This window comes from Amycolatopsis sp. VC5-11, assembly GCF_037034185.1.
Classification (GTDB): domain Bacteria; phylum Actinomycetota; class Actinomycetes; order Mycobacteriales; family Pseudonocardiaceae; genus Amycolatopsis; species Amycolatopsis nivea.
Map to the genome: position 1 here is coordinate 134932 of NZ_JBAGKF010000017.1, position 24293 is coordinate 159224.

A 24293-nucleotide genomic window follows, 5' to 3' on the forward strand; every position below is an offset into this window, starting at 1 on the left:
AATGACCGCCATGAGCGTGCTTCCGGTGCCCGCGGGCGGCCAGTACCGGCAGCCCATCATCACCGCCGCCATCGAGCTCACCGCGAAATCCGGCTGGTCAGCGGTCACCATGGCGCGGCTGGCCGATCTGGTCGGGGTGAGCAGGCAGACCGTCTACAACGAGATCGGCTCGAAAACCGCGCTCGCCGAGGCGATGATCTCGCACGAGCTGCGCCGGTTCCTCGCCGTCGTGAGCACCGCGTTCGACCGGCATCCGGACGACCTGGTCGAGGCGATCTACGACGCCGTCCGCGCGGTGCTCGAACTGGCCGACGACAACATCCTGCTGCGCGCCATCGCCTCCGCGACGCACGGCACGGACAACGAGTTCCTGCCCCTGCTGACCACCCGCGCCGGCACCCTGCTCACCGAAGCGAAGGCCGTTCTGCGCGGCCGGGTCCGCGGCTACGCGCCGCCGCTCGACGACGGGCAGCTCACCGTGGTCATGGACCTCGTCGTGCGCACCGTGCTCAGCCACGTCATGCAGCCGTCGGGCACCCCCGCCGAAACCGCCGACGGCCTGGCCTGGGTCGCCGCTCGCGTGCTCGGCACCGCCCCGTCGGCATCGATGCGCACCCGCTCGTAAACCAGATGCGCGGTTCGGGCCGTGCGTGCCAGCGTGGCGCGCGTGAACCGTGAACGACTTTCCGCACTCGCCCACACCCGGCACCCCATCGCGTCCCCGATCAGCGACGACGAGGTCCAGCGCCTGCTCGAGCGCAGCATCCCGCACGAAGACGCGGTCATCCTGGACCTGGGCTGCGGCGGTGCCGAATGGCTCATCCGCGCTCTCGCCGCGTACCCGAAACTCCGCGCCGTAGGCGTCGACACGTCGGAATTCGCCCTCTCCCGCGCCCGCACCGCCGCGACCGACCGAGGCGTCGCCGACCGTCTGACCCTCCACCAGCAATCCGCCACCGAATTCCCCGCCGCGCCAGAGTTCGACACCGTCCTGTGCATCGGCTCCACCCACGCCTTCGGCGGTTTGCCAGCCACCCTCGCCGCCCTGCGCACCCACGTCCGCCCCGGCGGCCGCGCCCTGATCGGCGACGCCTACTGGGAGACCGAGCCGACCCCCGCCGCGCTCGAGATCTTCGGCGACCTGCCAGACCTGCCGGAACTCCTCGACCAGGTGATTTCCGCCGGCTGGACGCCGACCCACGGCCACACGAGCACCCGCGCCGAACTGGACGCGTACGAGTGGTCGTGGACCGGCAGCCTCACCGAATGGGCCCTGGACCACCCGGAAGACCCGGACCAAGCCGAAGCCCTCACCGCCGCGACCACGCACCGCGACGAGTGGCTCCGCGACTACCGCGCCTCGTTCGGCTTCGCCTGCGTGGTGGCGCGCGCTTGACAAAACTTCTTGTCAATGCGACGTTCGGACCTGACCCCCACCCCGAGAAAGGGCAGTCCGATGACCGACCTCGTCCCGTTCCTGATGTTCCAGAAGCGCGACGCCGCCGAGGCGATGGCCTTCTACACCTCGCTCTTCCCGGGCGACTCCGTGCTGTCCGAGGAGCGCTACGGCGCCGACGGACCCGGTCCGGAGGGAACGATCGTGATGGCCGAGTTCACCGTCGCCGGACAGCGGGTGCGGTGCAGCGACAGCTTCGTCCAGCACGCCTTCGACTTCACGCCGTCCACGTCGCTGTTCGTCACCGTGGACTCGACCGACGAACTGAAGCGGATCTACGAGGCACTCGGCGAGGGCGGCGGAACCCTGATGCCGCTGGACGATTACGGCTTCGGCCCGTTCGCCTGGGTGAACGACCGGTGGGGCGTGTCCTGGCAGTTGAGCGCCAAGGGCTGAGTATTTTTGGAATATTCCATCAGCGCTCCCGTACATTTCCGTCAGCCGGACTCCGGACGCAAAGGCGAGCCATAATCCTCAGGTGGGTGACGCGGGAGAGTCCCGCCGCCGCTATGGTGACCACGAAAGGTGGAAAATCAGCCCGAGGGGGGCCGGTGGAAAACTCAGCACCCATGCTTGAACTGCGCGTGCAGGCTGGCGGCGACATCATTCGGGAAGAACGACTGGCGCGCGCACTGCGTGCTGAAATCGAGAAAAACGGTGGCGCAGAAGTACGGATTCCGCAGTCCGGGCCGGGCCCGGACGGAGCAAAAGGAAGCAGCGTCGGCAGTGCCGACCTGTGGGTCTTCCTGGCTGCCACCTCGGCTCCGCTCGGCACCGCGCTCGTCACGCTGATCAAGGAGTGGTCGAAGACCAAGCGCGCCACGGTGCGGCTGAAGATCGCTGATGTCGAACTGGAGATGCCGTCCGGGACGGACGAAGCACAGGAGCGCATGCTCGCCCGGATCATCGACAAACGGCACCAGTGAGCGGCGGCCGCAAACGCGCGCTGCTGATCGGAACGGCCGGCTACCGGGACACCGCCGGATTCTCTGCTTTGCCCTGCACGCACTCCGATGTGGCAGAGCTGCGAAAAGTTCTGGAAGACCCGGCAATCGGCCAATTCGCCGAGGTGCAGGCAGTTCTCGATCCGGACGCCGCCACGATGCGGGATCGCATAGCCGCGTTCCTCGGTGACCTGGAGGTCGACGATCTCGGGCTGCTCTACATCAGCGGGCACGGCCATCGACTTTCCGGCAGCACGTCGGAATTCCATTTCATTGCGGCCGACAGCAGGAAGGCGTCCTGCGAGCAGACCGCGGTCGGCGCGTCGTTTGTCAACGAACACCTGGAAAACAGCTATGCCGCACAGAAGGTCGCCATTTTCGACTGCTGCTACAGCGGTGGCTTCAGCCTGGGCATGACCACGCGCCTCGCCAAAGGCAGCGCGCACCGCAACGGCTTCCCGCAGCCGCGCGGTGTGTACGTGATGGCCTCGAGCGGTCCCAGCGAATTGTCCTGGGTCGACTACCGGCCGAGGTCCGGGCCGACGCTTTCGTTGTTCACCGCGGAACTCGTAACCGCACTGCGGACCGGCAAGGCGGACATCGACGGCGACGGGATCGTGTCCGCCAACGAGTTGTTCCATTACGTGAACGACCAGGTTCGCGCGGTACAGCCACCGCAGCAGGCCGAGCGGCAGGTACCGGTGTTCTCCGCGGACCGGGTCAACGGGCGGATCCACCTGGCCCGCTGCCGGGCCGGTCAGGCGATCCGCCCGGTCGCGCAATCAGCTGTGCAGCCCACAGCAGGGCAGCCCTCGGGCAAAGGCACTGCCGCCAGCGCATTCGGCGCACCAACGCCAGCCGCGCTCTTGCGCTACTACCAGGCCTGTGTCCGGAAGGACGACGCCGAGCCAAAGCGACTGTTGGACGCGCATGCGCAGCGCCAGTACGCCTGTTTCCAAGGCGCGGAAAGGCTGCTGGTCCGCGACCTGGACTCCGACGGCGCTGTGCCGATGCCCGCCGAAACCGCACAGCTGGTCGATTCGGCCGACGAACACACCGAGCTCTGGTACGGCTATCCGGCCGTGGTCCTGCACCAGGGTCGCGGTCGTCCGCAGTTTGCCCCGCTCTTCCTGACCCAGGTAGAAGTCGTGGACAGCGCGGGCGGACGACGGCTCCGGCCGGTTGGCGAGGTCGTTCCGCACGACGGCCTTGTGAACGCCTTGCTGGACAACGACGAGGCCGCGGCACTGCTCAGCACTTACCAGTCGACCTGGCAAAGCGGGATGCACTCGCATCTGTTGCGAGAAGTCCAACACTTCCTGCGCGAGGACTTCGGACTGGCCACGGTTCAGCCGCTGCGCCCGAACTCGCTGGACCCCGAGATCGAGACCGACACCCCGACCTCCGGAGCGCGGAACGCGGCGGTGCTGTTCACGCACCAGGCAGGCGGTTCGGCGAGCAATGGCTTGATCAAAGACCTCGACTACATCGCCGACCACGAGGGGGAAATCCGCAAGACTGCGCTGGCACCATTGTTCGGCCTTCCCGGCAACGCGGCCGTCCGGCCGTGGCGGCCGGTCTATCTCGAGCAATGCAACGACGGCCAGCGCGCGGTGCTCGAATCGGCGATGACCCAGCAGCTCACTGTCGCCACCGGCCCGCCAGGCACCGGGAAAAGCCAGCTCGTGGCCAACGCTGTCGCCACCGCGCTGGTCAACGGCCAGTCAGTGCTGGTCGCCTCCACCAACAACCGTGCAGTCGACGAGGTGTGGGAGAGGTGCGAAAAGCTCGTCCCCGGTGCGGTGGTCCGTACGGGGAACCAGCAGATGAAAGAGCGGGAAAAGCGCACACTGACCGACTATCTCGCCATGCCGCCGCCGAGGCAGCACTCAGCGACTGCGGTTGCAGAGCTAGACCGGGTGTTCACCGCCCACACCGAAGCAGTCCGTGCCTTGGCCGCAACTGCGGAGCAAGAAGCACGCCTGCTGGCGTTGGGACAGCACCGCAAGGCACTCGCCGAGCAGCTCTCCAGCACCACGGCTGCCCTCGCGACGGCTTTCTCCGCCACCGACCTCGCCGCGCTGCACCGCCGTGCAAGCCGAGCAGCCAACGCGAAGTTCTTCGGTGCACGCCGGCGCGCGAAGTTCTGCGCTTCGGTCGGGTGGCACGGCGAAACAACGGCCGAGGTTTGCCAGCGCCTTGCGACCTGGGCGTGGGCGGAGTTGCAGTGGCAGCAGGAACGCGCCCGGCCGACTCCGTCCGACGACCAGCTCGCCGCCAACCTCGCGCAGGCAGAGAACCAGGTCCTCGCCGCTTCCCGCGCGGCGCTGGAGACGGTCGTGCGAACCTCGGCACACACCGGCAAAGCCGAGATCGAAACGCTGCTCCGAGCGTCGTCGACCGGAGGCTGGGCGGCGATGCGCCGGTGCCGGGAGCACGTCAAGGGCTGGGCACTCACCGCGTTGAGCGCCCGTCGGCTTCCGGCCGATGCGGCCTCGTTCGACCTGGTGATCGTGGACGAAGCAAGCCAGTGTTCCGTCCCGCACCTGATCCCGTTGCTCTACCGCGGCGCGCGGGCGCTGGTGATCGGAGACGTGCAGCAGCTCGGCCCTGTGATCAAGTTGTCCGAGCAGGCCGAAGCCGAACTCGTCAAGGCGCACCGGGTATCGCCTGTCTGGCTGGATTCCCGCCAGCTTTCCTACCGGCGGCATTCGGCTTTCCACGCGGTCGAACGGCTCGTCCGAGCTCCGCTTCTGCTTGACGAGCACTACCGCTGCCATCCGGAGATCGCGGACCTTGCGAACCGGCGCTTCTACCGGAGCCAGCTCACCGTCCTGACCGACGAGGCTCGACGCACGCAGCTGCCGGGGGCACCGATCAGTTGGATCGACGTCGCCGGAGCAGCGACCCGAAGCACAACGACTTCCTGGCAGAACGACGTCGAGGCGCGCCGTGTCGCCGAGGTCGTCGAACGCCTGCTGGCAGAGCTGCCCGAATCGGCGACGATCGGTGTCATCACGCCGTACAAGGGCCAGGCCGGCGTTCTCGGAAGGCGTTTGGCTCACGATCCGAGAGTCGTCACAGGCACCGTGCACACTTTCCAGGGCGGGGAACGGGACGTGATCGTGCTGTCCCCGGTCGTCAGCCGAGACTTTCCCGCGCAGTCGAAAAGATGGCTGCAACAACAGGACACGCTGTGGAACGTGGCGGTGACACGCGCCCGCAGCCGGCTGATCGTGGTGGGCGACCGCAGCGTGTGGTCTGAAGACGACAACATCGGCGCAGCGCTGGTGCGGGCCGCCGAGCGCAGTGGCAGTACGGAGCACCGCGCGAACGCGGATTCTCTTCTGTCCGCTTTGTATGCATGGCTCCGGCACCGCTGCCAAGGCCAGGTCGAACTCCTGGCCTACCGCAACGGCTACCTGGCCGACGCGGTCTCCGGAGAGCACACCTTCCTTCTCGACCGAGGGCCGGTCGATGAGCGTCCTCGGCACCAGCACCTGCGAGTGCAACTGCTTCGCACCCGCCTGCTCAACACCTCTTCCAGCACCACGACCCGGGTACCGGCGTGGCGCCTGTTCGACAACGCCTGACCGCTAGGAGATCCTGATGTACACCGCCGAAGTCAACCGCGCCCAGCCTGCTTGCCTCATGCTGCTCATCGACCAGTCGTATTCGATGTCGGAACCGTGGTCGCAAGCCACCATGTCGAAGGCTGCCGCACTCGCCACCGCGGTCAACAACGTGCTCGCCACCTCAGTCGTGCTGTGCACGAAGGGCGGCCGCCGCGTCGTGGACTACTTCCAGGTCGGCGCGCTCGGCTACTCCGATATCGTGTCCTCGCTGTTCGAGAACAGCACAGTGGACGAACCGCTGCGACCGGTAAGCGCCCTAGCGGACAAGCCGCGTCGAGTCGAGAAGATCGTGCCCGACCCCGCCCAGCCGGACGAGTTCGTCGTCCAGCCGGTATGGGTCGACACAGTGCACGGCGGGCGGACCGCGATGACCGGAGCGTTGGCTGCCGCGGAGAAAGCTGTCTCGGCCTGGTGCGCCGACCATCCCGACAGCTTCCCGCCCATTGTCATCAACCTGACTGACGGCATGGCCACCGACGGCGACCCGCTTCCCGCGGCACAGCGCATCCAGGCGCTTGGCACGAACGACGGCCCCGCGCTTCTGCTCAACGTCCACCTGTCGCGGACCGGCGAAGGACGCATCAATTTCCCCGGTACCGCGGCGTCTTTGCCGGACAAGGAGGCCCGTCTCCTGTTCGAAATGTCCAGCGAACTTCCCACACCGATGGCCGAGGCCGCGTCCAGCTTCGGCTACGACCTGGTCCCCGGTGCTCGTGGTTTCCTGTACAACGCCGACCCGTCGACGGTGGTGCAGTTCCTCGACATCGGCACCCGCGGGATAACCCCGGGCGGATTCCCCGAGATCACTGATGGCCAGTGACCACCGATCGAGGAACCGGCCTGTGCGTCGTCACGGCGTCGGTAGCCAAACAGGGCAAGGACGATACGGAGAATGAAGATTTCGCGGCGACGAACCTGACGACACGGCGTTTCGCGGTTGTCGACGGGGCGTCGGACGCTGCTCGTCCGGAGGTCTGGAGCCGCCTGCTCGCGCAGTCCTATGTGAATGATGAGCTTGATCTGACTCGGGTCGCCGTGCTCGACGAGCTCGGCAAGCGATGGCATCAGGAAGTCTTCAGCGCAGACTTGCCTTGGTTCGCCAGGCAGAAACTGTCCCACGGCAGTGCCGCGACCTTCGCCGGGCTCGCCCTGAACGGTTCCGCGTTCGACGGCGAAGCAGTGGGCGACTGCTGCCTGTTTCAGCTGCGCGACGAAGCGATCATACTGGTCTTCCCGTTGGACGATCCCGCCCAGTTCACGAACTTCCCGGACGTACTGCGCACCCATCCGCCAGCCGGGCACGACCTCGACACGGTCCACAGGCAACACGGTTCCTGGCTCCCCGGAGATCTTTTCGTGCTGGCCAGCGATGCGCTCGCCAAGTACTTACTGGAGCGCCCCGAAGCGGCGCGATGGCTGGAACAGTTGCTCGCCAGTCCTGACTCCTTCGCGGACCTGGTAGCTGAGTTCCGCGCAGATGGCCTCGACAACGACGACACGACGATTTGCGTGGTACGCCCATGACGCTGCCGGACATGGAAGCCTATCAAAAGGCCGTCCAGCTCAAGAAGTCGTTCACCGACCCAGTGCTTTCGCGTGGTGAGCTGGAACGGACACCGCTGATGACGCCAGTCGTCGCGTCCGGCGGGTTCGCACTGACCTACCTGTTCACTGTAGACGGCCAGAAGGTGGCCGTACGGTGTTTTCACAAGCAGGGAAACCATCTCGAGGAGCGCTACCACCAGATTTCCCGGTTCGTGAGCCTTCACCCAGAACTGTCCTTCCTGATCCCGGTCGACTACTTGCCCCATGGCATCGAGGTGAACGGTGCCCGCTATCCCATTGTCAAGATGCCGTGGGCAGACGGCTATCAGCTCGACCATTGGGTGGAAGACCACCTGCGAGAGCCTGACGCGTTGACCGCAGTGGGCCGTGAAGTGGCCAAGGCTGCGACACAGCTGCGCGCGGCCGGTGCCGCGCACGGCGACTTCCAGCACGGCAACATCCTGATCGACGACGACAACGCGATCCGACTGATCGACTACGACGGGATGTATCTTCCGGAACTCCGCCGATATGGCGCGTCCGAGCGGGGCCATCGGAACTACCAGCACCCGTCCCGGCAAAACAGTTACAACGCCGATCTGGACAAGTTCGCCGCTGCGACCATCGAACTGTCCCTCGAAGCACTTGCCCACGCCCCGTCGTTGTGGAGCCGGTTCCACACCGACGACCACCTTCTCTTCACCTCGCGCGACTTCGCCGAACCTGACACGTCAAATCTGTTCTCCGCGCTGTCCGCGATGCGGCCGGTCGCCGACGCAGCTGCCCGGCTCCGGCGGGCCTGCCTGGCCCCGCTGCCCGAGATCACCCTCGCCTTGTCCGGCGGCCAGGCGACCGAGGACCACGGCCGGGCGTCCCAGGCCGCCCCGGACGAACTCGTCTGCATCGAGGCGCACGACCGGAAGAAGCTCTTCCAGCACATCGGCGACAAGGTCACCGTCTTCGGCCAAATCAAATCGATCAAGCAGACCGACCTGCCGCGCGGCCACATCACCCACCTGAACACCGGCGACTTCAGAAAAGGCGCCTTCGTGTTCATCGCCTACGACGAAGCTCGAAGCACTCTCGAAGAACGCTTCGGTTCGAATCTCGGGGGACTAGACGGCAGCTGGATTTCGGTCACCGGCTTGTTGGCGACCTACCAGAGCCGCTGGCACCTTACGCCGGAGATCGAGATCGTGCGCGGCTCCGCAGTGCGGACGGTCTCCGGCGAGGAACTGATCGCGCTCCGAGCCAGCAGCCGAGGCGAAAACCCGCCTGCCCCCTCGACACCGCCGCCCAAACGGGTGCGAGCGTTCCCGCCGATCGACATCCAGGCGGGTTTGAAAGAGCTGTACTCCGATTCGCCCGCTGTCCGACAGGCCAAGCCGGCTCCCGCTCGACCGGCTGCAGGCCCGAGATCCTCCGCAACGGCGTCGCCGCCGCCTTCGGCGCCGCCGCCTAGATACCCGCCGCCCGCCTCAAGGCCACAGGCCAACCCATGGGTACCGCCGCCCGCGCCGGTCCGTCCGCCGATCCCGCCTCCAGCCAACCCCTGGATACCGCCGGGTGCCCCCGCCCGCCCTTCCTGGGGGACCCGCCTCCGCCGATGGTTCGAAGGACGCTGAGTCCCGCACGGCCCCACTCGGTTGGCGCAGCATCCCGGCGGCACCCGCACTCCAGTCGACGCCCTGAGCCAACAAGATACGCGTACGGTTTCTTTTTGCGATTGCTAACCATCACAGATCCGCAGCTCGAGCGCAATTCCCAACGCTATTGACCCAGTGACAGATACCGCGAAGAGAAATACGGACCGGTGACCCACGGACGGGTTAAGCGGGGCTATTCGGACCCCGCTATGGTGGGCATTGGGAGGTTGGCAATCAGCCTGAGGGGGGCCGATACCTCATCCCGTGGGCCAGCCGTTTACCTGCAGTAGTCCCGCTCGGGCGGTGCTGCGAGGGCAAGCGGCTGGCCCTTTTTTTGCCGTACTGCGGATCAAGCGCCACGACGGTTTCCCGGCGCCGAAACCCTGGCTGAAGAAGAATCGTCGCAGCGGAATTCTCTAGGCGGCGCGGTTCCGGTACAGCCACCACACGTCGCGCCCGAACGACCAGCTCAAGGTCGCCACCGCAATTCCCGCCAGGACCACCGGCGCGAACCCCGCCACCACGGCCGTCAGGGCGATTCCTTGCAGAGCCGCGACTGCCTTCCGGGCTCGGCTGGGGCGCAGTGGGGCACGGAGCCACGGCCACAGCCGAGCCGCGGCGACGAATGCGTAGCGCATCAGGCCGATTGCCAGTACCCATGGGCCGACCGTGGTGGCGGCTAGGACGCTCAGCACCAGGATCAGGAAGGCGTCCGCTTCCATGTCGAAGCGGGCGCCGAGCGCGGAGACGGTTCCGGTGCGGCGGGCGACGTAGCCGTCGAGTGCGTCCAGGGCCAGGGCTACCGCGGCGATGGGGACGATCAAGGTCAGCTGCGGATGCCCGCCCAGGCGGTCGGCGACCAAAGCGGTCACGGTGCCGATGAGGGCCGCTCGGGCGAGGGTCACCTGGTCGGCGGGGCCCAGCCGGTACACCCTGATTCGCCAGGCGCCCTGCGTGAGCAGCACTAACAAACCCAGGAGGTAGGCCACGCCGACTGCCCAGCCGGCCGGGCCGAGGCCGGTTGTCACCGTCAGCAGGGTCAGCAGCGCGAGTTGCGCCAGCAGCGCGGGGGCCTGCTGGACGACGGTTGAACCCAGCTCGGCCGGGGTTCGTGTACAGGTGGAGACAGCCATTTCTCCTCGATCCGGCAGCAACGGAGGACAACCTTGACACGGGCGGCGCAGGCCTTCTGGTTCACTTCGGCCGAGGGCGGGGAGCTCCGATCGGCCGAGGTGGCTGCTCCACAAGCCGACGAAGTGCTGGTCCGAACGCGATTTTCGGCGTTGAGCCGGGGCACGGAAAGTCTGGTGCAGCGCGGCGGCGTGCCCGAGAGCCAGCACGACATCATGCGCGCGCCGTATCAGGAGGGCGACTTTCCGTGGCCGGTCAAGTACGGCTACCTGAACGTCGGCGAGGTCCTTTCCGGACCGCCGGAGCTGACCGGGCGCACGGTGTTCTGCCTCTATCCACATCAGACCGAGTACGTCGTGCCCGCGTCGGCGGTCACGGTGGTGCCGGACGACGTCCCGGCGGCGCGGGCGGTGCTCGCCGGCACCGTCGAGACCGCGGTGAACGCGCTCTGGGACGCGGCCCCGCTGGTCGGCGACCGGATCGCGGTGGTCGGCGCGGGGATGGTCGGGTGCAGCGTCGCTCGGCTGTTGTCCCGGTTTCCCGGCGTGGACGTCCAGCTCGTCGACCCCGACCCGGACCGCGCCGAGGTCGCGGACGCGTTCGGCATCCGGTACGCCACCCCGGAAACCGCGAGCGGCGACCTCGACCTCGTCGTGCACGCCAGCGCGACCGACGCCGGGCTCGCGCGTTCGCTGGAGCTACTGGGCCGTGAGGGCACGGTGGTCGAGCTGAGCTGGTACGGCGACCGTCAGGTGTCGATACCGCTCGGCGAGAACTTCCATTCACGACGGCTCACCGTGCGCGGCAGTCAGGTCGGCACCGTTTCGCCGGCTCGCGCGGCGCGGCGCGATTACGGCGACCGGATGGCGCTGGCGTTGCGGCTGCTCGCGGACCCCGCGTTCGACGCGCTGATCACCAGCGAATCCACTTTCGCCGAGCTGCCGGATGTCGCGGCACGGCTAGCGGACGGAACTCTGCACGGACTGGCTCACCGAATCACCTACCCGTAAAGGAGAACGCGTTGTTCAGTGTCACCGTGCGCGATCACATCATGGTCGCCCACAGTTTCCGCGGCGAGGTTTTCGGCCCGGCGCAGCGCTTGCACGGCGCGACGTTCGTGGTCGACGCGACGTTCCGGCGGTCCGAATTGGACTCGGACAACATCGTCGTCGACATCGGGCTCGCCACCCAGCAGCTCGGCGCGGTGCTCGCGGACCTGAACTACCGGAACCTGGACGACGAACCCGATTTCGCCGGGATCAACACGTCGACGGAATACCTCGCCAAGGTGATCGCCGACCGGCTCGCGGACCGGATCCACGCCGGGGAACTCGGCGAGAACGCGCGCGGGCTGGCCCAGATTTCGGTGACCCTGCACGAATCCCACGCCGCTTCGGCCGGATACGAGCGTTCCTTGTGACCACAGTGGACTCTTCCGGTTACGCGCCGGAATGGCTGCGGCTCAGAGAACCGGCCGACACGGCGGCGCGGGCGGCCGATCTGGTCGCCTTGCTCCCGGCCAGCCCGGCAGTCATCCGGGATCTCGGGTGCGGCACCGGGGCGATGGGACGCTGGCTGTCCGGTCGCCTCCCGAAACCGCAGCGGTGGATTCTGCACGACCAGGACCCGCGGCTGCTCGAGATCGCCGCACGCAGTCTTCCACCGGGGATCAGCGTCGAGACCGAACAGGCCGACGTGACTCGGCTGAACCTGACCGGCACTTCTTTGGCAACGGCTTCCGCTCTGCTGGATCTCCTTACCCAGGAAGAAATCCAGCGATTGGTGAAGTCCTGTGTGGACGCGCAGAGCCCGGCGCTGTTCACGTTGTCCGTGACCGGATCGGCTCACCTCACGCCAGCGGACGCGGCAGACGAAGCACTCAACGCCGCCTTCAACGACCACCAACGCCGAGGCGGCAAGCTAGGCCCAGAAGCCGCCGCCTTCACCGCAGCGGAGTTCCAGCGGCACGGTTGGACCGTCCACACCAGACCGTCACCGTGGCAGCTCGGCCCGGAACACCGCGAACTCATCGACACCTGGTACCGCGGATTCGTTGCCGCGGCCCGGGAAGAGCAACCTGACCTGACGGTACCCGAGGATCGGCAGATCACCGAGGTTACCGTGCACCACCAGGATTTACTGGCTCTCCCCTGATTCCCGCCGCGCCCGGGCGCGGCGTTTGCCCTCGTGCATCGCCGCGACCCGGGCGACCGGGATCGTGTGCCCCTCGGCCACGAGATCCGCCGGAAGTTCCTGCGGTTCCGGCAATTCCTCCGCCCACGGGTCGGCACTGCCGAGCAGCCCCACCGCGGTCTTCACCGTGAAATCCGCCGGTGTGACGTCGTCCGCGTCCGCCCAGCGAACCGGGAACGACACCGGCGTGCCCGGCCGGATCCGCGGGCTGTAAACCGCCGCCACGGTCGCCCCGCCCGCCCGGGTCGAATCGAGAAACACCTTGCCGTGCCGGTCTTCCCGGATGAACGCCGTGGTCGCCAGCTGCGGATCGATCCGTTCCGCCCGCGCGCCGACCGCCCGGGTCGCCGCCGCGACGTCCTCAAAGGACAGACCGGGAACCAGCGGCACGAACACGTGCACACCCTTGGAACCGCTGGTCTTCAACGCACCGGCGAGCCCGGCGTCGGCCAAGGCCTGCCGCACCAGCCGCGCCGCCGCCACCGCGACGCCGAAGTCAGCGCCCTCCGGCGGGTCCAGGTCCATGATCAGGTCAGTCTGGCCGACCGGCTCCACCCGGGTCAGCGCGGGATGCAGTTCGACCGCGCGCTGATTGCCGAACCACAGCAGCGTCCGGCGGTCGTTGCACAGGCCGTAGGTGACTGTCCGTTGTGAACTCTCCGCCCACAGCTTCGCCCGCGGCACCCACTCCGGCGTGTACTTCGGCAGGTTCTTCTGCATGAACGCGTCCTGCCCGCGCAGCACGCGCATCACCGACAGCGGACGGTCGCGCAGCACCGGCAGCAACCGGTCCGAGACGGCGTCGAAGTAGTCGACGAGGTCGCGCTTCGTCGCCCCGGCGTCGGCGAACAGCTCCTGGTCGAGGTTGGTCAGGGAAACCCCTTCGCGCACCTCATCCGCTTTGGCCATCCGCCAACCCTTGCCGACCGCAGCATTCCGGTCAACCGCTTAGACGAGCGGTTTCCCCTTGCGCAACCGCCGCCGGAAGTCCGCGAGGCACGCGTCGTAGGGGAAACGCCGCACCCGCACCGGAAGAGGTTCCACCATTCGGCCGATCGCGCGCATCAGCCGATCGAACCGGCGCTGGTCCGCGGCCGACCACGGCAGCCGCATCTGCTCGCGGAACACCTCCGGCAGGAAACCGGTCGTGACGAAGCGGTGGAACCGTCCGAAGAGGAACGAGAACGGCCGCGGCAGGAATTCCAGATTCGCGATGGCGGTGAGGTACTCGCGGAGCCGGTCGTCGATGTCCACTTGAGCCAGTCCGTCCGCCCAGTACGCGGCGAAGTCCTCCGGCCAGTCTTCCGGGCGCACCTGCAGCGTCGTGCCCAGCACCGCGGCCTCGGCGTACCACGATTCCGGCGCGGGCCGGCCGAGAAACACGCGGTGCACGTCCTCGACGCCGTGGGCCAGGCAGGCGGCGACCCAAAGCTGCAGCTCCCGGTCGAAAGCCCGGTACCGCACCGGACTCGCCTCGGTCGAGACCACCTGCGCGTGCACCGAATTCACCGCTCGCCGGTACGCCGCGCGGTCCGCGTCCGTGCCCAGCACGGCGACCGCGAGGTAGGTGACGGTCGTGCGCGTGCGCTTCAGCGGATGCTTGAACAGATTCCCCGAGTCGACGCGGCTTTCCATCACGCCGTACCCGACCTCGGGCCGGCCCAGCTGCATGATCACGTTCGCGCCGCCCGCGAGCAGGCTGACCCCGAGCACGCCGTCCTGGAGCATCCGTCCAGGGGAACGCCTCCGTTGACACGTTGTCAAGAGCCCTCAGGCTCGCACGACCCGCACGTCCGAAACCTCCAGCAGCCCGTCGAGGTGCACCCGGCCCTGCGTCTGCGCCGGATCAACGACCAAGCCGTCGCGCCGGACCAGGTCGAGGACGCGTTCCGCCAGCGGCAGCACCATGTGCCGACCCCAGCAGCGTTCGTTGCTGTGCCCGAACGGGAGGTAACCGGGGTGGGTGTCCGGGTCGAGCGAGGCCCAGCGGCCCGGCCGGAACTCGTCCGGCGCGTCCCACAGTTCGGGGTCGCGGTGGCTGAGCAGCGGCAGCAGCAGGACGTCGTCGTCCGGGCCGATCCGCGCGTCCACCTCGGCGAACTCCGGCGAACGCACGCGCAGGATGTTCCACGACGGCGGCAGCAGGCGCAGTGCCTCGTTGAGCACGTACTCGGTGGGCACGTCGTCGTCCAGCGGCGAACTGAGCCACAAAGCGTTCGTGACCAGCGCGGCGACGGTGAAGCAGACCGGCCCGGCCACGCGCCGGTAGAGGTACATCGCGAAGCGCCGCTGGTCGTAGGTGTCCGCTTCCAGCACCATCCGCGCCAAAGTGGACAGCGCGACCTCGGGCGCGGGCCGGCCCCAGAGCGCGGCTCCGGCGGCGACCGCCGCCCAGGTGATCTTCGGCGTCAGCTCCAGCCGCCGGTCGACGAGGACCCGGAACCGCCACTGTTCGCGGCCGAACACCAGGTCCCGCAGGTAGTTGTGCGGCACGGCGGGCCACGTCCCGGAGAGATCAGCCTCGCCGAGCGGCTTCTTGAGCGCGGCGCGCACGTCCGCGCCGACCGCGCGCATCAGCGCCGACGATTCCGGCCTAGTGACGACCCGGCCGCGCACCGGTTTGAACGTCGGCCGTTCCTCGGCGTTCGCCGGCCGGCTGCGCAGCAAAGCGTCCATCAGCTCGGGCCCGGCAACGCCGACGGTGTCCGATTCCAGCCGAAAGAAGGATTTCCCCCGATAACGGTCGAACAGTTCTTGAATGCGCGGCGCGAATACCACCTGGCGCACTTTGTTCCGTTCAGCGGGAATGGTCACCGCGCAACTCCTCGTGAGCGGCGGCACGGGCCGGTTCCGGGAAATTCCGGAACCGGCCGGTACCGTTTAATGGGACCGTCAGATCCAGCCGTACCAGGCGTAAGACTTCAGGCTCTTGCTCGGAAGGGCCTTGCGCACGAGACGAACAAGCTTCACGGAAATTCCTCCGTCTTCTCCGAAACTTCGACCGCACTCGCGGCCGCTGCCGACAGTACGACGAATTTCCGGGAATACGCGGCAAGATAACCTGAACGGCCCACTAGCCTGGATGAGTTCGGGAGTTCCCGGTCGTCGGTTCGGGAATTCCGGCCCGAATTCATTGGCGAATCCGAGGCGGCGTCGGTATCCTTCGCCGCTCGCTAAAGCACTGACCGGGCGAACTCGATGAGCACCCGCGCCGCGGGCCCCACCGGCCCGTCGGACCGCCAAGCCAGCGCCAGCTGCCCGCGCAACTCCGGCCGCAACCGCAGGACGTGCAGCTCCTCGGCGTAGTAGCGAGCCAGCGATTCCGGGACCAGCGCCACGCCAAGGCCGCGCATCGCGAGCTTGGCCAGCACGTTCGGGTCGCTGGCCTCGATCGTCACCCGCGAACGCAGCCCGGCCGCGGCGAACCCGCGATCCAGCACACCGCGCATGCCGGTGCCCTTCGGCAGGCAGATCAGCGACCGTTCGGCCAACTCCGCCAAGGTGAGCGAGGCGCGGTCAGCGAACTCGTCACGCAGCGCAGTGACCGCGACCAGCTCCTCGTCGAGCACGATCTGAGTGGTCAACCCAGCGGGCACCCCGTCGGCCAGGCCGATCACCGCGACGTCCAGCCGTCCTTCCCGCAGCGCGTCGACCATCAGGTCGGAATTCGCTTCGCTGAGCGTGATTTCCACTCCCGGGTAGCGTTCCGCGAACCCGGCCAGGAACTCCGGCAGGGCCACGGGTCCGGCGGAGGTCACCATCCCCATCGCGACCTGGCCGCGCACCAACCCCTCGTGCTCGGCGACCGTCTCGCGCACCGCCGCGACCGCGGCGAGCGCCGCCCGGGCGTGCGGCAACGCGGCTTCGCCGACGCCGGTAAGCCGTACCGTGCGCCCGGACCGGTCGAACAACGGCTGCCCCAGCTCGCGTTCCAGCCGCCGGATCTGCGCGCTGACCCCGGGCTGCGCGACGTGCATCCGGGCCGCCGCGCGCGTGAAGTTGGCTTCTTCGGCGACCGCGACGAAGTACTCCAGCTGGTGCAGTTCCATAAGCAGCAATTCTAGCTGCTGGAACTAGTATCTCTTGGACTTATCGTCGAACAGCCAGCACGCTGAAGGCATGCAGACGTTCACCGCAGACCAGCCTGGCTACCGCGAAGAGATCGCCGGGTTCCAGACCGGCATCACCTCTACTCCGCACCTGGTCGTCGCCGCTACCAGCGCCGACGACGTCGCCGCGGCGGTCCGGCTCGCGGCCGAGCGCGACCTGCCGGTTTCCGTGCAGGCGACCGGCCACGGGCTGCGGGCACCGGCCGAAGGCGTGCTGATCTCGACGCGCCGGATGACCGGCGTGACCATCGACCCGGACCGCGCCGTGGCACGCGTCGAAGCCGGAACCACCTGGGGCAGCGTCATCACCGCGGCCGCGGAACACGGGCTCGCGCCGCTGAGCGGTTCGTCGCCGGGCGTCGGCGTGGTCGGCTACACCCTCGGCGGCGGTTTCGGCCTCCTCGGCCGGCACTTCGGCCTGGCGTCCGACCGCGTCCGCTCCGCCGAGATCGTCCGTCCCGACGGCACGCGCACGACCGGCCCGCTCGACGCCGGGATCGTGACCGCGCTGGAGTTCGAACTCGTGCCGGTGACCACGCTGTACGGCGGCGGACTGTACTTCGACACCGCCAAGATCCCGGACGTCCTGCGCACCTGGCGCGACTGGACCCGCGACCTGCCGGACACCGTCGGCACCTCGGTCGCGATGGTGCCCTACCCGGATCTGCCGATGGTGCCGGAACCGTTGCGGGGCAAGCACATCGCACACATCCGCGTGGCCTGCCGCGGCACCGACGGAGACCAGCTCGTAGCTCCCCTGCGCGCACTCGGCCCGCTCCAGGAAACGCTGACCACGATGCCGTTCACCGACTCCGGCAAGATCGCCGCGGAGCCGCCGAACCCGCACTCGTACCTCGGCGACAACCGCGTGCTGCCGGAGCTCCGGGACGACGTGCTGAGCACTGTGCTCGACCACGCCGGCCCGGACGCCCCGGTTCCGACCGTGCTGATCATCGACCTGCTCGGCGGCGCGTACCAGCACTCGTCCGCGCCGGATTTCACCGCCGATTCGCGCTACACCGTGCGCGCGCTGTCGATGGTCGAGCCGGACGCGGCGACCGTGCAGGCCGCACACGCCAAGCTGTTCGCTCCGCTGGACCCGATGTCGACTGGACGGTTGCGGAGCTTCGTCTACGGACAGCCGCTGGGCTGAGTCAGCGCTCGAGAACGAAGACCGGGATCAGGCGCTCGGTCTTCTTCTCGTACTCCGCGAAGCCCTCCGCGTGCTCGACCATCTTGGCGTAGAGCCGGTCGCGCTCGGCGCGGTCGGTGACGAGCTTCGCCTTCGCCGGGAACTTGTCGGTGCCGATCTCGACCGTGACGGCCGGGTTCGCGACGAGGTTGTGGTACCAGTCCGGGTTGGTGTCCGCGCCGCCCTTGGACGCGACGATCACGATCCGGTCGCCGTCGGTGGTGTACACCAGCGGGCTGACCCGCTGCTTGCCGCTCTTCGCGCCGGTGTGCGTGATCAGCACCATGTTCTTGCCCTCGAACATGCCGCCGACCTTGCCCGCGTTGGCGCGGAACTCGTCGATGATCTGCTGGTTCCAGTCCGACATCGGAAAACTCCCTGATTGATGATGTAACAACAAACCTAGGATCGCGCGAATCGGGCTGTCAACACACGCGCAGGTACTGTCGCCGCATGGCCACCGAATCCGGCCCGACCGTCGAGGACGGGGTCCGCGAACTGCTGCTTCTCATGCCCCGTCTCGTCGGGCGCGCGAAGCGGACGCCGCCGCCGCCGGAACTCGACGACGTCGCGCTCGCGCCGCGGCATCTGTCCCTCCTGGCCTATCTGTTGTTCGACGGCCCGATGACGGTCAACGAACTCGCCGCCCGGCTCGAAATCGCGCCCACCACAGCGAGTCTGATGATCGGCGACCTGTCCCGGCAAGGCGTGCTGGAGCGCGCAGAGGACCCGGAAGACCGGCGGCGCACCATCGTGAGCATCCACTCGGACAAGCGGCCCGCCGTCGACGCGTGGCTGGCGCGCGGAGCGAAGGCGTGGGAGGCGGCGTTGTCGCCGTTGAGCCCGGGAGAACGGGCGCTGGTGATCAGCACGTTGCGGGCGTACGAGGAGTACGGCTCAGGAGGCGACTAGCCACTGCGCCTGCGGTCCCGCGCATTTCCGCGGCCAGGCCGCGTCGTGCTGGTACCACCAGGCTTCGCAGGCCCGTCCGTCCGGCAGCGTGTACTGCGGCGGCCCCGGGACCCGGCGCAGTCCGGCCCCTTCCAGCGAACGGCCGCTCGCGACGTTGCCGACCTCCGCGCCCGCGCGCACCCGCGAAAGCCCGAGATGCTCGTGCGCCAGCACCAGACCCGCGGCGAACAGATCGCGGCCGAAGCCTTGTCCGCGGTACTCCGGCGCGAGATAGCCGCCGGTTTCCGGGCCGCCGTCCTCGCCCGCGTGCACGCTCACGAGACCGGCGCAGCGGCCCGCCACGAGATCGATCGCGACGACGTCCACCGAATGCGGGTCCGGCGTGGTCCAGTCCGGCCCGGTGCCGGGGACGACGCGCAGCGCCTCGCCGCGCATCGGTTCGGCGACCACGGACTCGGCCAGCCAGCCGAGCCAGCGTTGCGCCGCCGGATCGCTGCCGCCCGCGACCGCCGCCGCGTACTCCCACGCGGTCGGGGTGCGGAAAAGGAACCGGCCGAGCGCGAAGGCGTGTCCACGGCGGTCGCAGGTGCGCTTCGCCATCAGCCGTCCGCGGCGGGTCAGCCGGCTCACCAAAGGTGCATTGCTCACAAACGCCATCGCGCCGGAAATGCTACCCCGCGCCGGTTGCCCGCCCGTCTGTAGTCGGATTCGCGACGGGCGGCACGGTATGGTGAGCGGGTGACGGCCGTACCGGAAGCAGCCGATGCCGACGGCGGGCGCGCGGCCCAGCCCCGGCACCTCATCGTGTCGGTCTACGGCGTGCATCACCAGGCGGGCGGCGAATGGCTTTCGGTCGCCTCGCTGATCGATCTGCTCGCCGCGGTCGGGGTCGACGAGCCCGCCGTGCGGTCGTCGATTTCCCGGCTCAAACGGCGCGGGGTGCTCGAAGCGGTGCGCCGCGACGGAGCCGCCGGGTACGAATTGTCCGGTACCGCACTGGATTTGCTGCGCGAAGGCGACGAGCGGATCTTCCGCCGGGACCGCGCGAAGCTTGCCGACGGCTGGCTGCTCGCGGTGTTTTCGGTGCCGGAAGCCGAACGGCACAAGCGGCACGTGCTGCGGACGCAGTTGTCGCGGCTCGGCTTCGGCACCGCGTCCTCGGGCGTCTGGATCGCGCCGGCGCACCTGTACGAGGTCACTGTCGGCACGCTGGAGCGACTTGGGCTCGCCGAGTACGCCGACGTGTTCCGCGCCGAGCACCTCGCCTTCGGCGATCCGCGCGAGAAGGTGCGCGAGTGGTGGGACCTGGATCAGCTGGACGAGCTGTACACGGCGTTCCTCGAAGAGCACGAACCGGTGCTGCGCCGGTGGCAGCGCCGCCGCACGACGCCCGGCGACGAAGCGTTCGCCGACTACCTGCGCGTGCTCACCGGCTGGCGGCGGATGCCGTATCTCGACCCGTGCCTGCCCGCCGAATTGCTGCCAGAGGGCTGGTCCGGCATCCGCGCCGCCGAGGTGTTCTTCACGCTGCACGACCGCCTCGAGGAAGCCGCGCGCACGCACCTGCGGCAGGTGCTCAGCGGTTGACCACCGCGTAGCCCTGCACTTCCACCAGCGCCTCGACGTCCCACAGCCGGTTCACGCCGATGCCAGCCATCGCCGGGTAATCCGCGCCCACCAGCCGCTTCCACACGCGGCCGATCTCGCGCGCGTGCGCCTTGTAATCGTCCATGTCGACGATGTAGACGGTCAGGCTGCACAGGTCCGCGGGCTCTCCGCCGGCCGCGCGCAACGCGGTGAGCAGATTGCCGAGCGCGCGCTCGAACTGCTCCACGACGCCGTCGCCGACGATCCGGTTGTCCGCGTCCAGCGCGGTCTGCCCGGCGAGGAACACGAGCCTGCCCTGCGCCGCCACCGCGTGTGAGAACCCCGACGGCTTGCCCAGTTCGGGGGGATTGATCCGCTCCATGCCGGGAGCGTAACCCATCTATCGTCTTCTTGACGACCGTACTTCAGACGACATACCCTGGCTTGCGTGCGGATTTCAGTAGTCGGCGGCGGGCCAGCGGGCCTCTACTTCGCCGTGCTCGCGAAACAACTCGGCCCGGACCACGAGATCACGGTCTGGGAGCGCAACGCGCCCGAGGACACGTTCGGCTTCGGCGTCGTCTTCTCCGACGAGACGCTCGGCGGCATCGAGCACGCCGACCCGGCCGTGCACGAGGCGATGAGCCGGGAGTTCGCGCGCTGGGACGACATCGACGTGCACTACCGCGACACCGTGTCGACCTCGGGCGGGCACGGGTTCGCCGCGATGAGCCGCAAACGGCTGCTCTCGATCCTGCAGCAGCGGTGTCGTGAAATGGGCATCGATGTCCGATTCCGCACTGTCGCGCCGGATCCCGCCGAACTGGCCGCTTCGTCGGATCTCGTGGTCGCGGCGGACGGCGTCAACTCCGCGGTGCGCACGGCGTTCGCCGATTCGTTCCGGCCGAGCGTCGAGACCCGGCAGTGCCGCTACATCTGGCTCGGCACCGACCTCGTGTTCGACGCGTTCAAGTTCTACGTGCTCGAAACCCCGCACGGCATCATGCAGGTCCACGGCTATCCGTACGGCCGCGACGGCAGCACGTTCATCCTGGAGATGCACGAGGACGTGTGGCAGCGGGCATTCGGGCCGATCGCCGCCACCGGACTCGATCCGGGCGAAAGCGACGAGAAGTCGATCGAGCTGATCCGCGAACTGTGCGGCGACATTTTCGACGGACATCAGTTGCTGGCCAACAACTCCAAGTGGGCCACCTTCGGTACGGTTCGCTGTGATAGCTGGGTCCACGACAATGTCGTGCTGCTCGGCGACGCGGCGCACACCGCGCATTTCTCCATCGGATCGGGCACGAAGCTCGCGATGGAGGACGCGCTCGCGCTCGCTGCGTGCCTGCACGAACAGCCGAGTGTTCCGGAAGCCCTTGCCGCGTATGAAGAAGAGCGCCGTCCGGTTGTCGCTTCCACGCAGCGTGCGGCGCAGGCGAGCCTGGAGTGGTTCGAGAATCTGGCGCAGTACACGCATCAGGAACCGGAGCAGTTCGCGTTCAACCTGCTTACCCGCAGCCGCCGCGTCACTTACGACAACCTGAAGCTGCGGGACAAGGAATTCGCGGCCTCGCTGGATAAGTGGTTCGCCGATTCGCTCGGCACCTCCGTCGCGCCGCCGATGTTCCAGCCGGTGCGGATCGGCTCGCTGGAATTGCCGAACCGGATCGTCGTGTCGCCGATGGACATGTACTCCGCGGTCAACGGCGTGCCCGGCGAATTCCACTTGGTGCACCTGGGAAGCAAGGCACTCGGCGGGGCCGGGATGGTCATGACCGAGATGATCTGCGTGTCCGCCGAAGGCCGGATCACGCCGGGTTGCCCCGGGTTGTACAACTCCGAGCAGGAAGCCGCGTGGAAGCGGATCGTCGAGTTCGTGCACCGCGAAACCCCGGCGAAGATCGGGTTGCAGCTGGGGCATTCCGGCCGCAAGGGCTCCACGAAACTGATGTGGGAAGGCATCGACGACCCGCTGCCGGAGGGCAACTGGGAAGTCTGCGCGCCGTCCGCGCTGCCGTACTCGCCGAACAACCAGACGCCGCGCGAGCTGTCCGTCGCCGAACTGGGCGAGATCAAGGACCAGTTCGTGTCGGCCGCGGAAGCCGCCGCACGCGCTGGGTTCGATCTGCTGGAACTGCATTGCGCGCACGGCTATCTGCTGTCGTCCTTCCTGTCCCCGCTCACCAACCAGCGCACCGATTCCTACGGCGGCTCCGCGGAAAACCGGCTGCGCTTCCCGCTGGAAGTCTTCGACGCGGTCCGCGCCGTGTGGCCGGCTGATCGTCCGCTGACCGTCCGGATCTCCGCCACCGACTGGTTCGAGGGCGGCAACGACGCCGACGAAGCCGTGGCCATCGCGCAAGCTTTTGCCGAGCATGGCGCGGCCGCCATCGACGTGTCGACCGGCCAGGTGGTCAGCGAGGAAAAGCCGAAGTTCGGCCGGAGCTACCAAACGCCGTACGCCGACCGAATCCGCAACGAAGTCGGCCGCCGCTATGGCACTGCAGTAATCGCCGTGGGCGCGATTTCCTCTTACGATGACGTGAACTCGCTCATCCTGGCGGGTCGAGCTGACCTGTGTGCACTCGGCCGCACCCACCTGTTCAATCCACAATGGACCCTGCACGCGGCCGCCGCGCAGGAGTATCCGGTGGCGTGGCCGAAACAGTGGGCAGCGGGCAAACGCCCGCCGCAGACCGGCCGCACCGACGGTCCGGAACCCCGCCTCGATCTGGTCCGCACCGGCGGCCACCAGACCGCCCATGCCCGCTGGCGACCGGAGGACGCCCGATGAACGCTTTCGCTTTCACTCCGGAACAGACCGCGTACGCCGCTTCCGTCCGGAAAATCGCCGCCGAACAGCTCGTCGAACTGGCCGCTGCCGGTGCCGAAGGCGCGGTAAACCGTCCGCTGCTCAAGGCGATGGGCTCGCACGGTTTGCTCGCCCGGCTGTTCCCCGGAGTCGAAAGCGGACAGCCGACCCGGCAAGCCGCCGCCACCGATCTGTGCCTGCTGCGCGAAGCCCTCGCCACCCAAAGCACCGAAGCCGAAACCGCTTTGGCATTGCAGGGCTTGGGCAGCTACCCGGTACTCCAGTCCGGTTTGGACGAACAGGTCCAGCGCTGGCTCCCCGCCGTCGCAGCCGGTGACGCCGTCGCCGCGTTCGCACTGACCGAACCGGACGCGGGATCCGACGCCGCCGCACTGCAGCTCGCCGCCGAACCGGACGGGGACGGCTGGCGGCTCACCGGCACGAAAATGTGGATCTCGAACGCGCCGGAAGCCGACTTCTACACAGTCTTCGCCCGCACCACTCCCGACACCGGATCCCGCGGCGTCAGCGCCTTCGTCGTCCCCGGCGACCGCGCTGGACTCAGCGGCGAGCACCTGGATTTGGTGAGCCCGCACCCCATCGGCACGGTGGTATTCGACGGTGTCCGAGTGAATCGCGACGAACTGCTCGGCGAGGAAAACCGCGGTTTCGCCGTAGCCATGCGGACGTTGGACTTGTTCCGTCCGAGCGTCGGCGCTTTCGCGGTCGGCATGGCACAAGCCGCCCTCGACGCGACCGTGGAATACACAGCTTCGCGCGAAGCATTCGGCGGCCCGTTGGTGAAGCAGCAGACCGTGGCGCACACGCTGGCCGAAATGGCGACGCGGACCGAAGCCGGCCGTCTGCTGGTGTACGCCGCGGCGGCCGCTTACGACGCGGGCGAGCAGAACCTGGCCGGTCGCGCGGCAATGGCGAAGTTGTTCGCGACCGAGACCGCGCAATACGTCGTGGATCAAGCGGTGCAATTGCACGGCGCACGAGCACTGCGGCGGGGACATTTGCTGGAGCATCTCTACCGAGAGGTCCGGGCGCCGCGCATTTACGAAGGCGCGTCCGAGATCCAGCGGACGATCATCGCGCGGTCGTTGCAGCGGCGCGGATGAG

The 24293-nt window shown here is 68.1% G+C and carries 25 protein-coding genes; 16 read left to right on the forward strand and 9 right to left on the reverse strand.

Annotated features, from left to right (window positions below; genetic code table 11):
• Position 1: 1 nt before the first annotated feature.
• From WA670_RS35920 to WA670_RS35955, 8 genes are all read left to right on the forward strand, one after another.
• The gene (locus tag WA670_RS35920; protein ID WP_037811040.1) at positions 2-625 is read left to right on the forward strand and encodes a TetR family transcriptional regulator; all 624 of its coding nucleotides are present in this window, start codon (positions 2-4) and stop codon (positions 623-625) included.
• Positions 626-667: 42 nt separating this feature from the next.
• On the forward strand, positions 668-1396 hold the full coding sequence (locus WA670_RS35925; RefSeq protein WP_336160688.1) for an SAM-dependent methyltransferase: 729 nt from the start codon (positions 668-670) through the stop codon (positions 1394-1396).
• A gap of 60 nt (positions 1397-1456) precedes the next feature.
• Positions 1457-1852: a VOC family protein gene (locus WA670_RS35930; protein WP_037811038.1), complete on the forward strand. Its 396-nt coding sequence runs from the start codon at positions 1457-1459 to the stop codon at positions 1850-1852.
• Positions 1853-1938: 86 nt separating this feature from the next.
• Positions 1939-2382: a hypothetical protein gene (locus WA670_RS35935; protein ID WP_336160689.1), complete on the forward strand. Its 444-nt coding sequence runs from the start codon at positions 1939-1941 to the stop codon at positions 2380-2382.
• Positions 2379-5993, forward strand: coding sequence for a caspase, EACC1-associated type (locus WA670_RS35940; protein ID WP_442893155.1), 3615 nt, complete (start codon positions 2379-2381; stop codon positions 5991-5993). Before WA670_RS35935 ends, WA670_RS35940 begins: the two co-directional genes overlap by 4 nt.
• 16 nt (positions 5994-6009) lie before the next feature.
• Positions 6010-6855 carry a vWA domain-containing protein gene (locus WA670_RS35945; RefSeq protein ID WP_336160692.1) on the forward strand — a complete coding sequence of 282 codons (846 nt, stop codon included), beginning with the start codon at positions 6010-6012 and terminating at the stop codon, positions 6853-6855.
• Entirely contained in the window at positions 6852-7559 is a 708-nt protein-coding gene (locus tag WA670_RS35950; protein WP_336160693.1) for a hypothetical protein, read from the forward strand. The genes WA670_RS35945 and WA670_RS35950 overlap by 4 nt, the downstream gene beginning before the upstream one ends.
• Complete coding sequence (locus WA670_RS35955; RefSeq protein ID WP_336160695.1) at positions 7556-9205, forward strand: serine/threonine-protein kinase; 1650 nt, start codon at positions 7556-7558, stop codon at positions 9203-9205. Before WA670_RS35950 ends, WA670_RS35955 begins: the two co-directional genes overlap by 4 nt.
• Positions 9206-9642: 437 nt before the next feature.
• Here the strand turns inward: WA670_RS35955 and WA670_RS35960 are convergent, their stop codons facing one another.
• Positions 9643-10359 carry a CDP-alcohol phosphatidyltransferase family protein gene (locus WA670_RS35960; protein ID WP_336160696.1) on the reverse strand — a complete coding sequence of 239 codons (717 nt, stop codon included), beginning with the start codon at positions 10357-10359 and terminating at the stop codon, positions 9643-9645.
• Positions 10360-10392: 33 nt separating this feature from the next.
• Here WA670_RS35960 and WA670_RS35965 point away from each other — a divergent pair, with 33 nt between their 5' ends.
• From WA670_RS35965 to WA670_RS35975, 3 genes are read left to right on the forward strand one after another with little or no spacing between them, the layout of a single operon-like run.
• Positions 10393-11367 (forward strand): zinc-dependent alcohol dehydrogenase, encoded by a 975-nt coding sequence (locus WA670_RS35965; RefSeq protein ID WP_336160697.1) that lies wholly within the window; start codon positions 10393-10395, stop codon positions 11365-11367.
• A gap of 11 nt (positions 11368-11378) precedes the next feature.
• Positions 11379-11777, forward strand: coding sequence for a 6-pyruvoyl trahydropterin synthase family protein (locus WA670_RS35970; protein WP_037811036.1), 399 nt, complete (start codon positions 11379-11381; stop codon positions 11775-11777).
• Positions 11774-12511: a class I SAM-dependent methyltransferase gene (locus tag WA670_RS35975; protein ID WP_336160699.1), complete on the forward strand. Its 738-nt coding sequence runs from the start codon at positions 11774-11776 to the stop codon at positions 12509-12511. Before WA670_RS35970 ends, WA670_RS35975 begins: the two co-directional genes overlap by 4 nt.
• Here WA670_RS35975 and WA670_RS35980 read toward each other — a convergent pair.
• The 5 genes from WA670_RS35980 to WA670_RS35995 all read right to left on the reverse strand — a co-directional run bounded on the left by WA670_RS35980 (position 12494) and on the right by WA670_RS35995 (position 16599).
• Positions 12494-13459, reverse strand: coding sequence for a DNA polymerase domain-containing protein (locus WA670_RS35980; RefSeq protein WP_336160701.1), 966 nt, complete (start codon positions 13457-13459; stop codon positions 12494-12496). The two genes, WA670_RS35975 and WA670_RS35980, sit on opposite strands and share 18 nt — an antisense overlap.
• Before the next feature lie 39 nt (positions 13460-13498).
• Positions 13499-14278, reverse strand: a complete 780-nt coding sequence (locus WA670_RS35985) for an oxygenase MpaB family protein (protein ID WP_336160703.1) — start codon at positions 14276-14278, stop codon at positions 13499-13501.
• 42 nt (positions 14279-14320) lie between these two features.
• Positions 14321-15364 (reverse strand): cytochrome P450, encoded by a 1044-nt coding sequence (locus tag WA670_RS35990; protein ID WP_336160705.1) that lies wholly within the window; start codon positions 15362-15364, stop codon positions 14321-14323.
• 78 nt (positions 15365-15442) lie between these two features.
• On the reverse strand, positions 15443-15520 hold the full coding sequence (locus WA670_RS45260) for a tryptorubin family RiPP precursor (RefSeq protein WP_350539724.1): 78 nt from the start codon (positions 15518-15520) through the stop codon (positions 15443-15445).
• Positions 15521-15723: 203 nt separating this feature from the next.
• Positions 15724-16599: a LysR family transcriptional regulator gene (locus tag WA670_RS35995; RefSeq protein ID WP_336160707.1), complete on the reverse strand. Its 876-nt coding sequence runs from the start codon at positions 16597-16599 to the stop codon at positions 15724-15726.
• A gap of 70 nt (positions 16600-16669) precedes the next feature.
• Between WA670_RS35995 and WA670_RS36000 the strand changes: the two genes are divergently transcribed.
• The gene (locus WA670_RS36000; RefSeq protein ID WP_336160709.1) at positions 16670-17812 is read left to right on the forward strand and encodes an FAD-binding oxidoreductase; all 1143 of its coding nucleotides are present in this window, start codon (positions 16670-16672) and stop codon (positions 17810-17812) included.
• Position 17813: 1 nt separating this feature from the next.
• On the opposite strand, the gene WA670_RS36005 is transcribed toward WA670_RS36000, so the two are convergent.
• The gene (locus WA670_RS36005) at positions 17814-18218 is read right to left on the reverse strand and encodes a nitroreductase family deazaflavin-dependent oxidoreductase (RefSeq protein ID WP_037811027.1); all 405 of its coding nucleotides are present in this window, start codon (positions 18216-18218) and stop codon (positions 17814-17816) included.
• Positions 18219-18304: 86 nt separating this feature from the next.
• On the opposite strand from WA670_RS36005, the gene WA670_RS36010 reads away from it, so the two are divergent.
• Positions 18305-18763 carry a MarR family winged helix-turn-helix transcriptional regulator gene (locus WA670_RS36010; RefSeq protein WP_336160711.1) on the forward strand — a complete coding sequence of 153 codons (459 nt, stop codon included), beginning with the start codon at positions 18305-18307 and terminating at the stop codon, positions 18761-18763.
• Here the strand turns inward: WA670_RS36010 and WA670_RS36015 are convergent.
• On the reverse strand, positions 18749-19420 hold the full coding sequence (locus tag WA670_RS36015) for a GNAT family N-acetyltransferase (protein WP_037811025.1): 672 nt from the start codon (positions 19418-19420) through the stop codon (positions 18749-18751). The two genes, WA670_RS36010 and WA670_RS36015, sit on opposite strands and share 15 nt — an antisense overlap.
• Before the next feature lie 81 nt (positions 19421-19501).
• Here WA670_RS36015 and WA670_RS36020 point away from each other — a divergent pair, with 81 nt between their 5' ends.
• The gene (locus WA670_RS36020) at positions 19502-20350 is read left to right on the forward strand and encodes a PaaX family transcriptional regulator (RefSeq protein WP_336160714.1); all 849 of its coding nucleotides are present in this window, start codon (positions 19502-19504) and stop codon (positions 20348-20350) included.
• On the opposite strand, the gene WA670_RS36025 is transcribed toward WA670_RS36020, so the two are convergent.
• Positions 20340-20732 (reverse strand): RidA family protein, encoded by a 393-nt coding sequence (locus WA670_RS36025; protein ID WP_037811023.1) that lies wholly within the window; start codon positions 20730-20732, stop codon positions 20340-20342. The genes WA670_RS36020 and WA670_RS36025 overlap by 11 nt on opposite strands.
• Before the next feature lie 66 nt (positions 20733-20798).
• Here WA670_RS36025 and WA670_RS36030 point away from each other — a divergent pair, with 66 nt between their 5' ends.
• Both WA670_RS36030 and WA670_RS36035 read left to right on the forward strand, forming a co-directional pair.
• Complete coding sequence (locus tag WA670_RS36030; RefSeq protein ID WP_336160716.1) at positions 20799-23150, forward strand: bifunctional salicylyl-CoA 5-hydroxylase/oxidoreductase; 2352 nt, start codon at positions 20799-20801, stop codon at positions 23148-23150.
• Positions 23147-24292, forward strand: coding sequence for an acyl-CoA dehydrogenase family protein (locus tag WA670_RS36035; protein ID WP_336160718.1), 1146 nt, complete (start codon positions 23147-23149; stop codon positions 24290-24292). The genes WA670_RS36030 and WA670_RS36035 overlap by 4 nt, the downstream gene beginning before the upstream one ends.
• The last annotated feature ends 1 nt before the right edge of the window (position 24293 follow it).

What these genes read in the sequence shown, in the direction of transcription:
- WA670_RS35995 (WP_336160707.1), bottom strand. Translation starts at nt 16,599, where the DNA reads ATGGAACTGCACCAGCTGGAGTACTTCGTCGCGGTCGCCGAAGAAGCC.
- WA670_RS35930 (WP_037811038.1), top strand. Translation starts at nt 1,457, where the DNA reads ATGACCGACCTCGTCCCGTTCCTGATGTTCCAGAAGCGCGACGCCGCC.
- WA670_RS36005 (WP_037811027.1), bottom strand. Translation starts at nt 18,218, where the DNA reads ATGTCGGACTGGAACCAGCAGATCATCGACGAGTTCCGCGCCAACGCG.
- WA670_RS35955 (WP_336160695.1), top strand. Translation starts at nt 7,556, where the DNA reads ATGACGCTGCCGGACATGGAAGCCTATCAAAAGGCCGTCCAGCTCAAG.
- WA670_RS36010 (WP_336160711.1), top strand. Translation starts at nt 18,305, where the DNA reads ATGGCCACCGAATCCGGCCCGACCGTCGAGGACGGGGTCCGCGAACTG.
- WA670_RS35985 (WP_336160703.1), bottom strand. Translation starts at nt 14,278, where the DNA reads ATGCTCCAGGACGGCGTGCTCGGGGTCAGCCTGCTCGCGGGCGGCGCG.
- WA670_RS36000 (WP_336160709.1), top strand. Translation starts at nt 16,670, where the DNA reads ATGCAGACGTTCACCGCAGACCAGCCTGGCTACCGCGAAGAGATCGCC.
- WA670_RS36035 (WP_336160718.1), top strand. Translation starts at nt 23,147, where the DNA reads ATGAACGCTTTCGCTTTCACTCCGGAACAGACCGCGTACGCCGCTTCC.
- WA670_RS35960 (WP_336160696.1), bottom strand. Translation starts at nt 10,359, where the DNA reads ATGGCTGTCTCCACCTGTACACGAACCCCGGCCGAGCTGGGTTCAACC.
- WA670_RS35920 (WP_037811040.1), top strand. Translation starts at nt 2, where the DNA reads ATGACCGCCATGAGCGTGCTTCCGGTGCCCGCGGGCGGCCAGTACCGG.
- WA670_RS35945 (WP_336160692.1), top strand. Translation starts at nt 6,010, where the DNA reads ATGTACACCGCCGAAGTCAACCGCGCCCAGCCTGCTTGCCTCATGCTG.
- WA670_RS36015 (WP_037811025.1), bottom strand. Translation starts at nt 19,420, where the DNA reads ATGGCGTTTGTGAGCAATGCACCTTTGGTGAGCCGGCTGACCCGCCGC.
- WA670_RS36025 (WP_037811023.1), bottom strand. Translation starts at nt 20,732, where the DNA reads ATGGAGCGGATCAATCCCCCCGAACTGGGCAAGCCGTCGGGGTTCTCA.
- WA670_RS35980 (WP_336160701.1), bottom strand. Translation starts at nt 13,459, where the DNA reads ATGGCCAAAGCGGATGAGGTGCGCGAAGGGGTTTCCCTGACCAACCTC.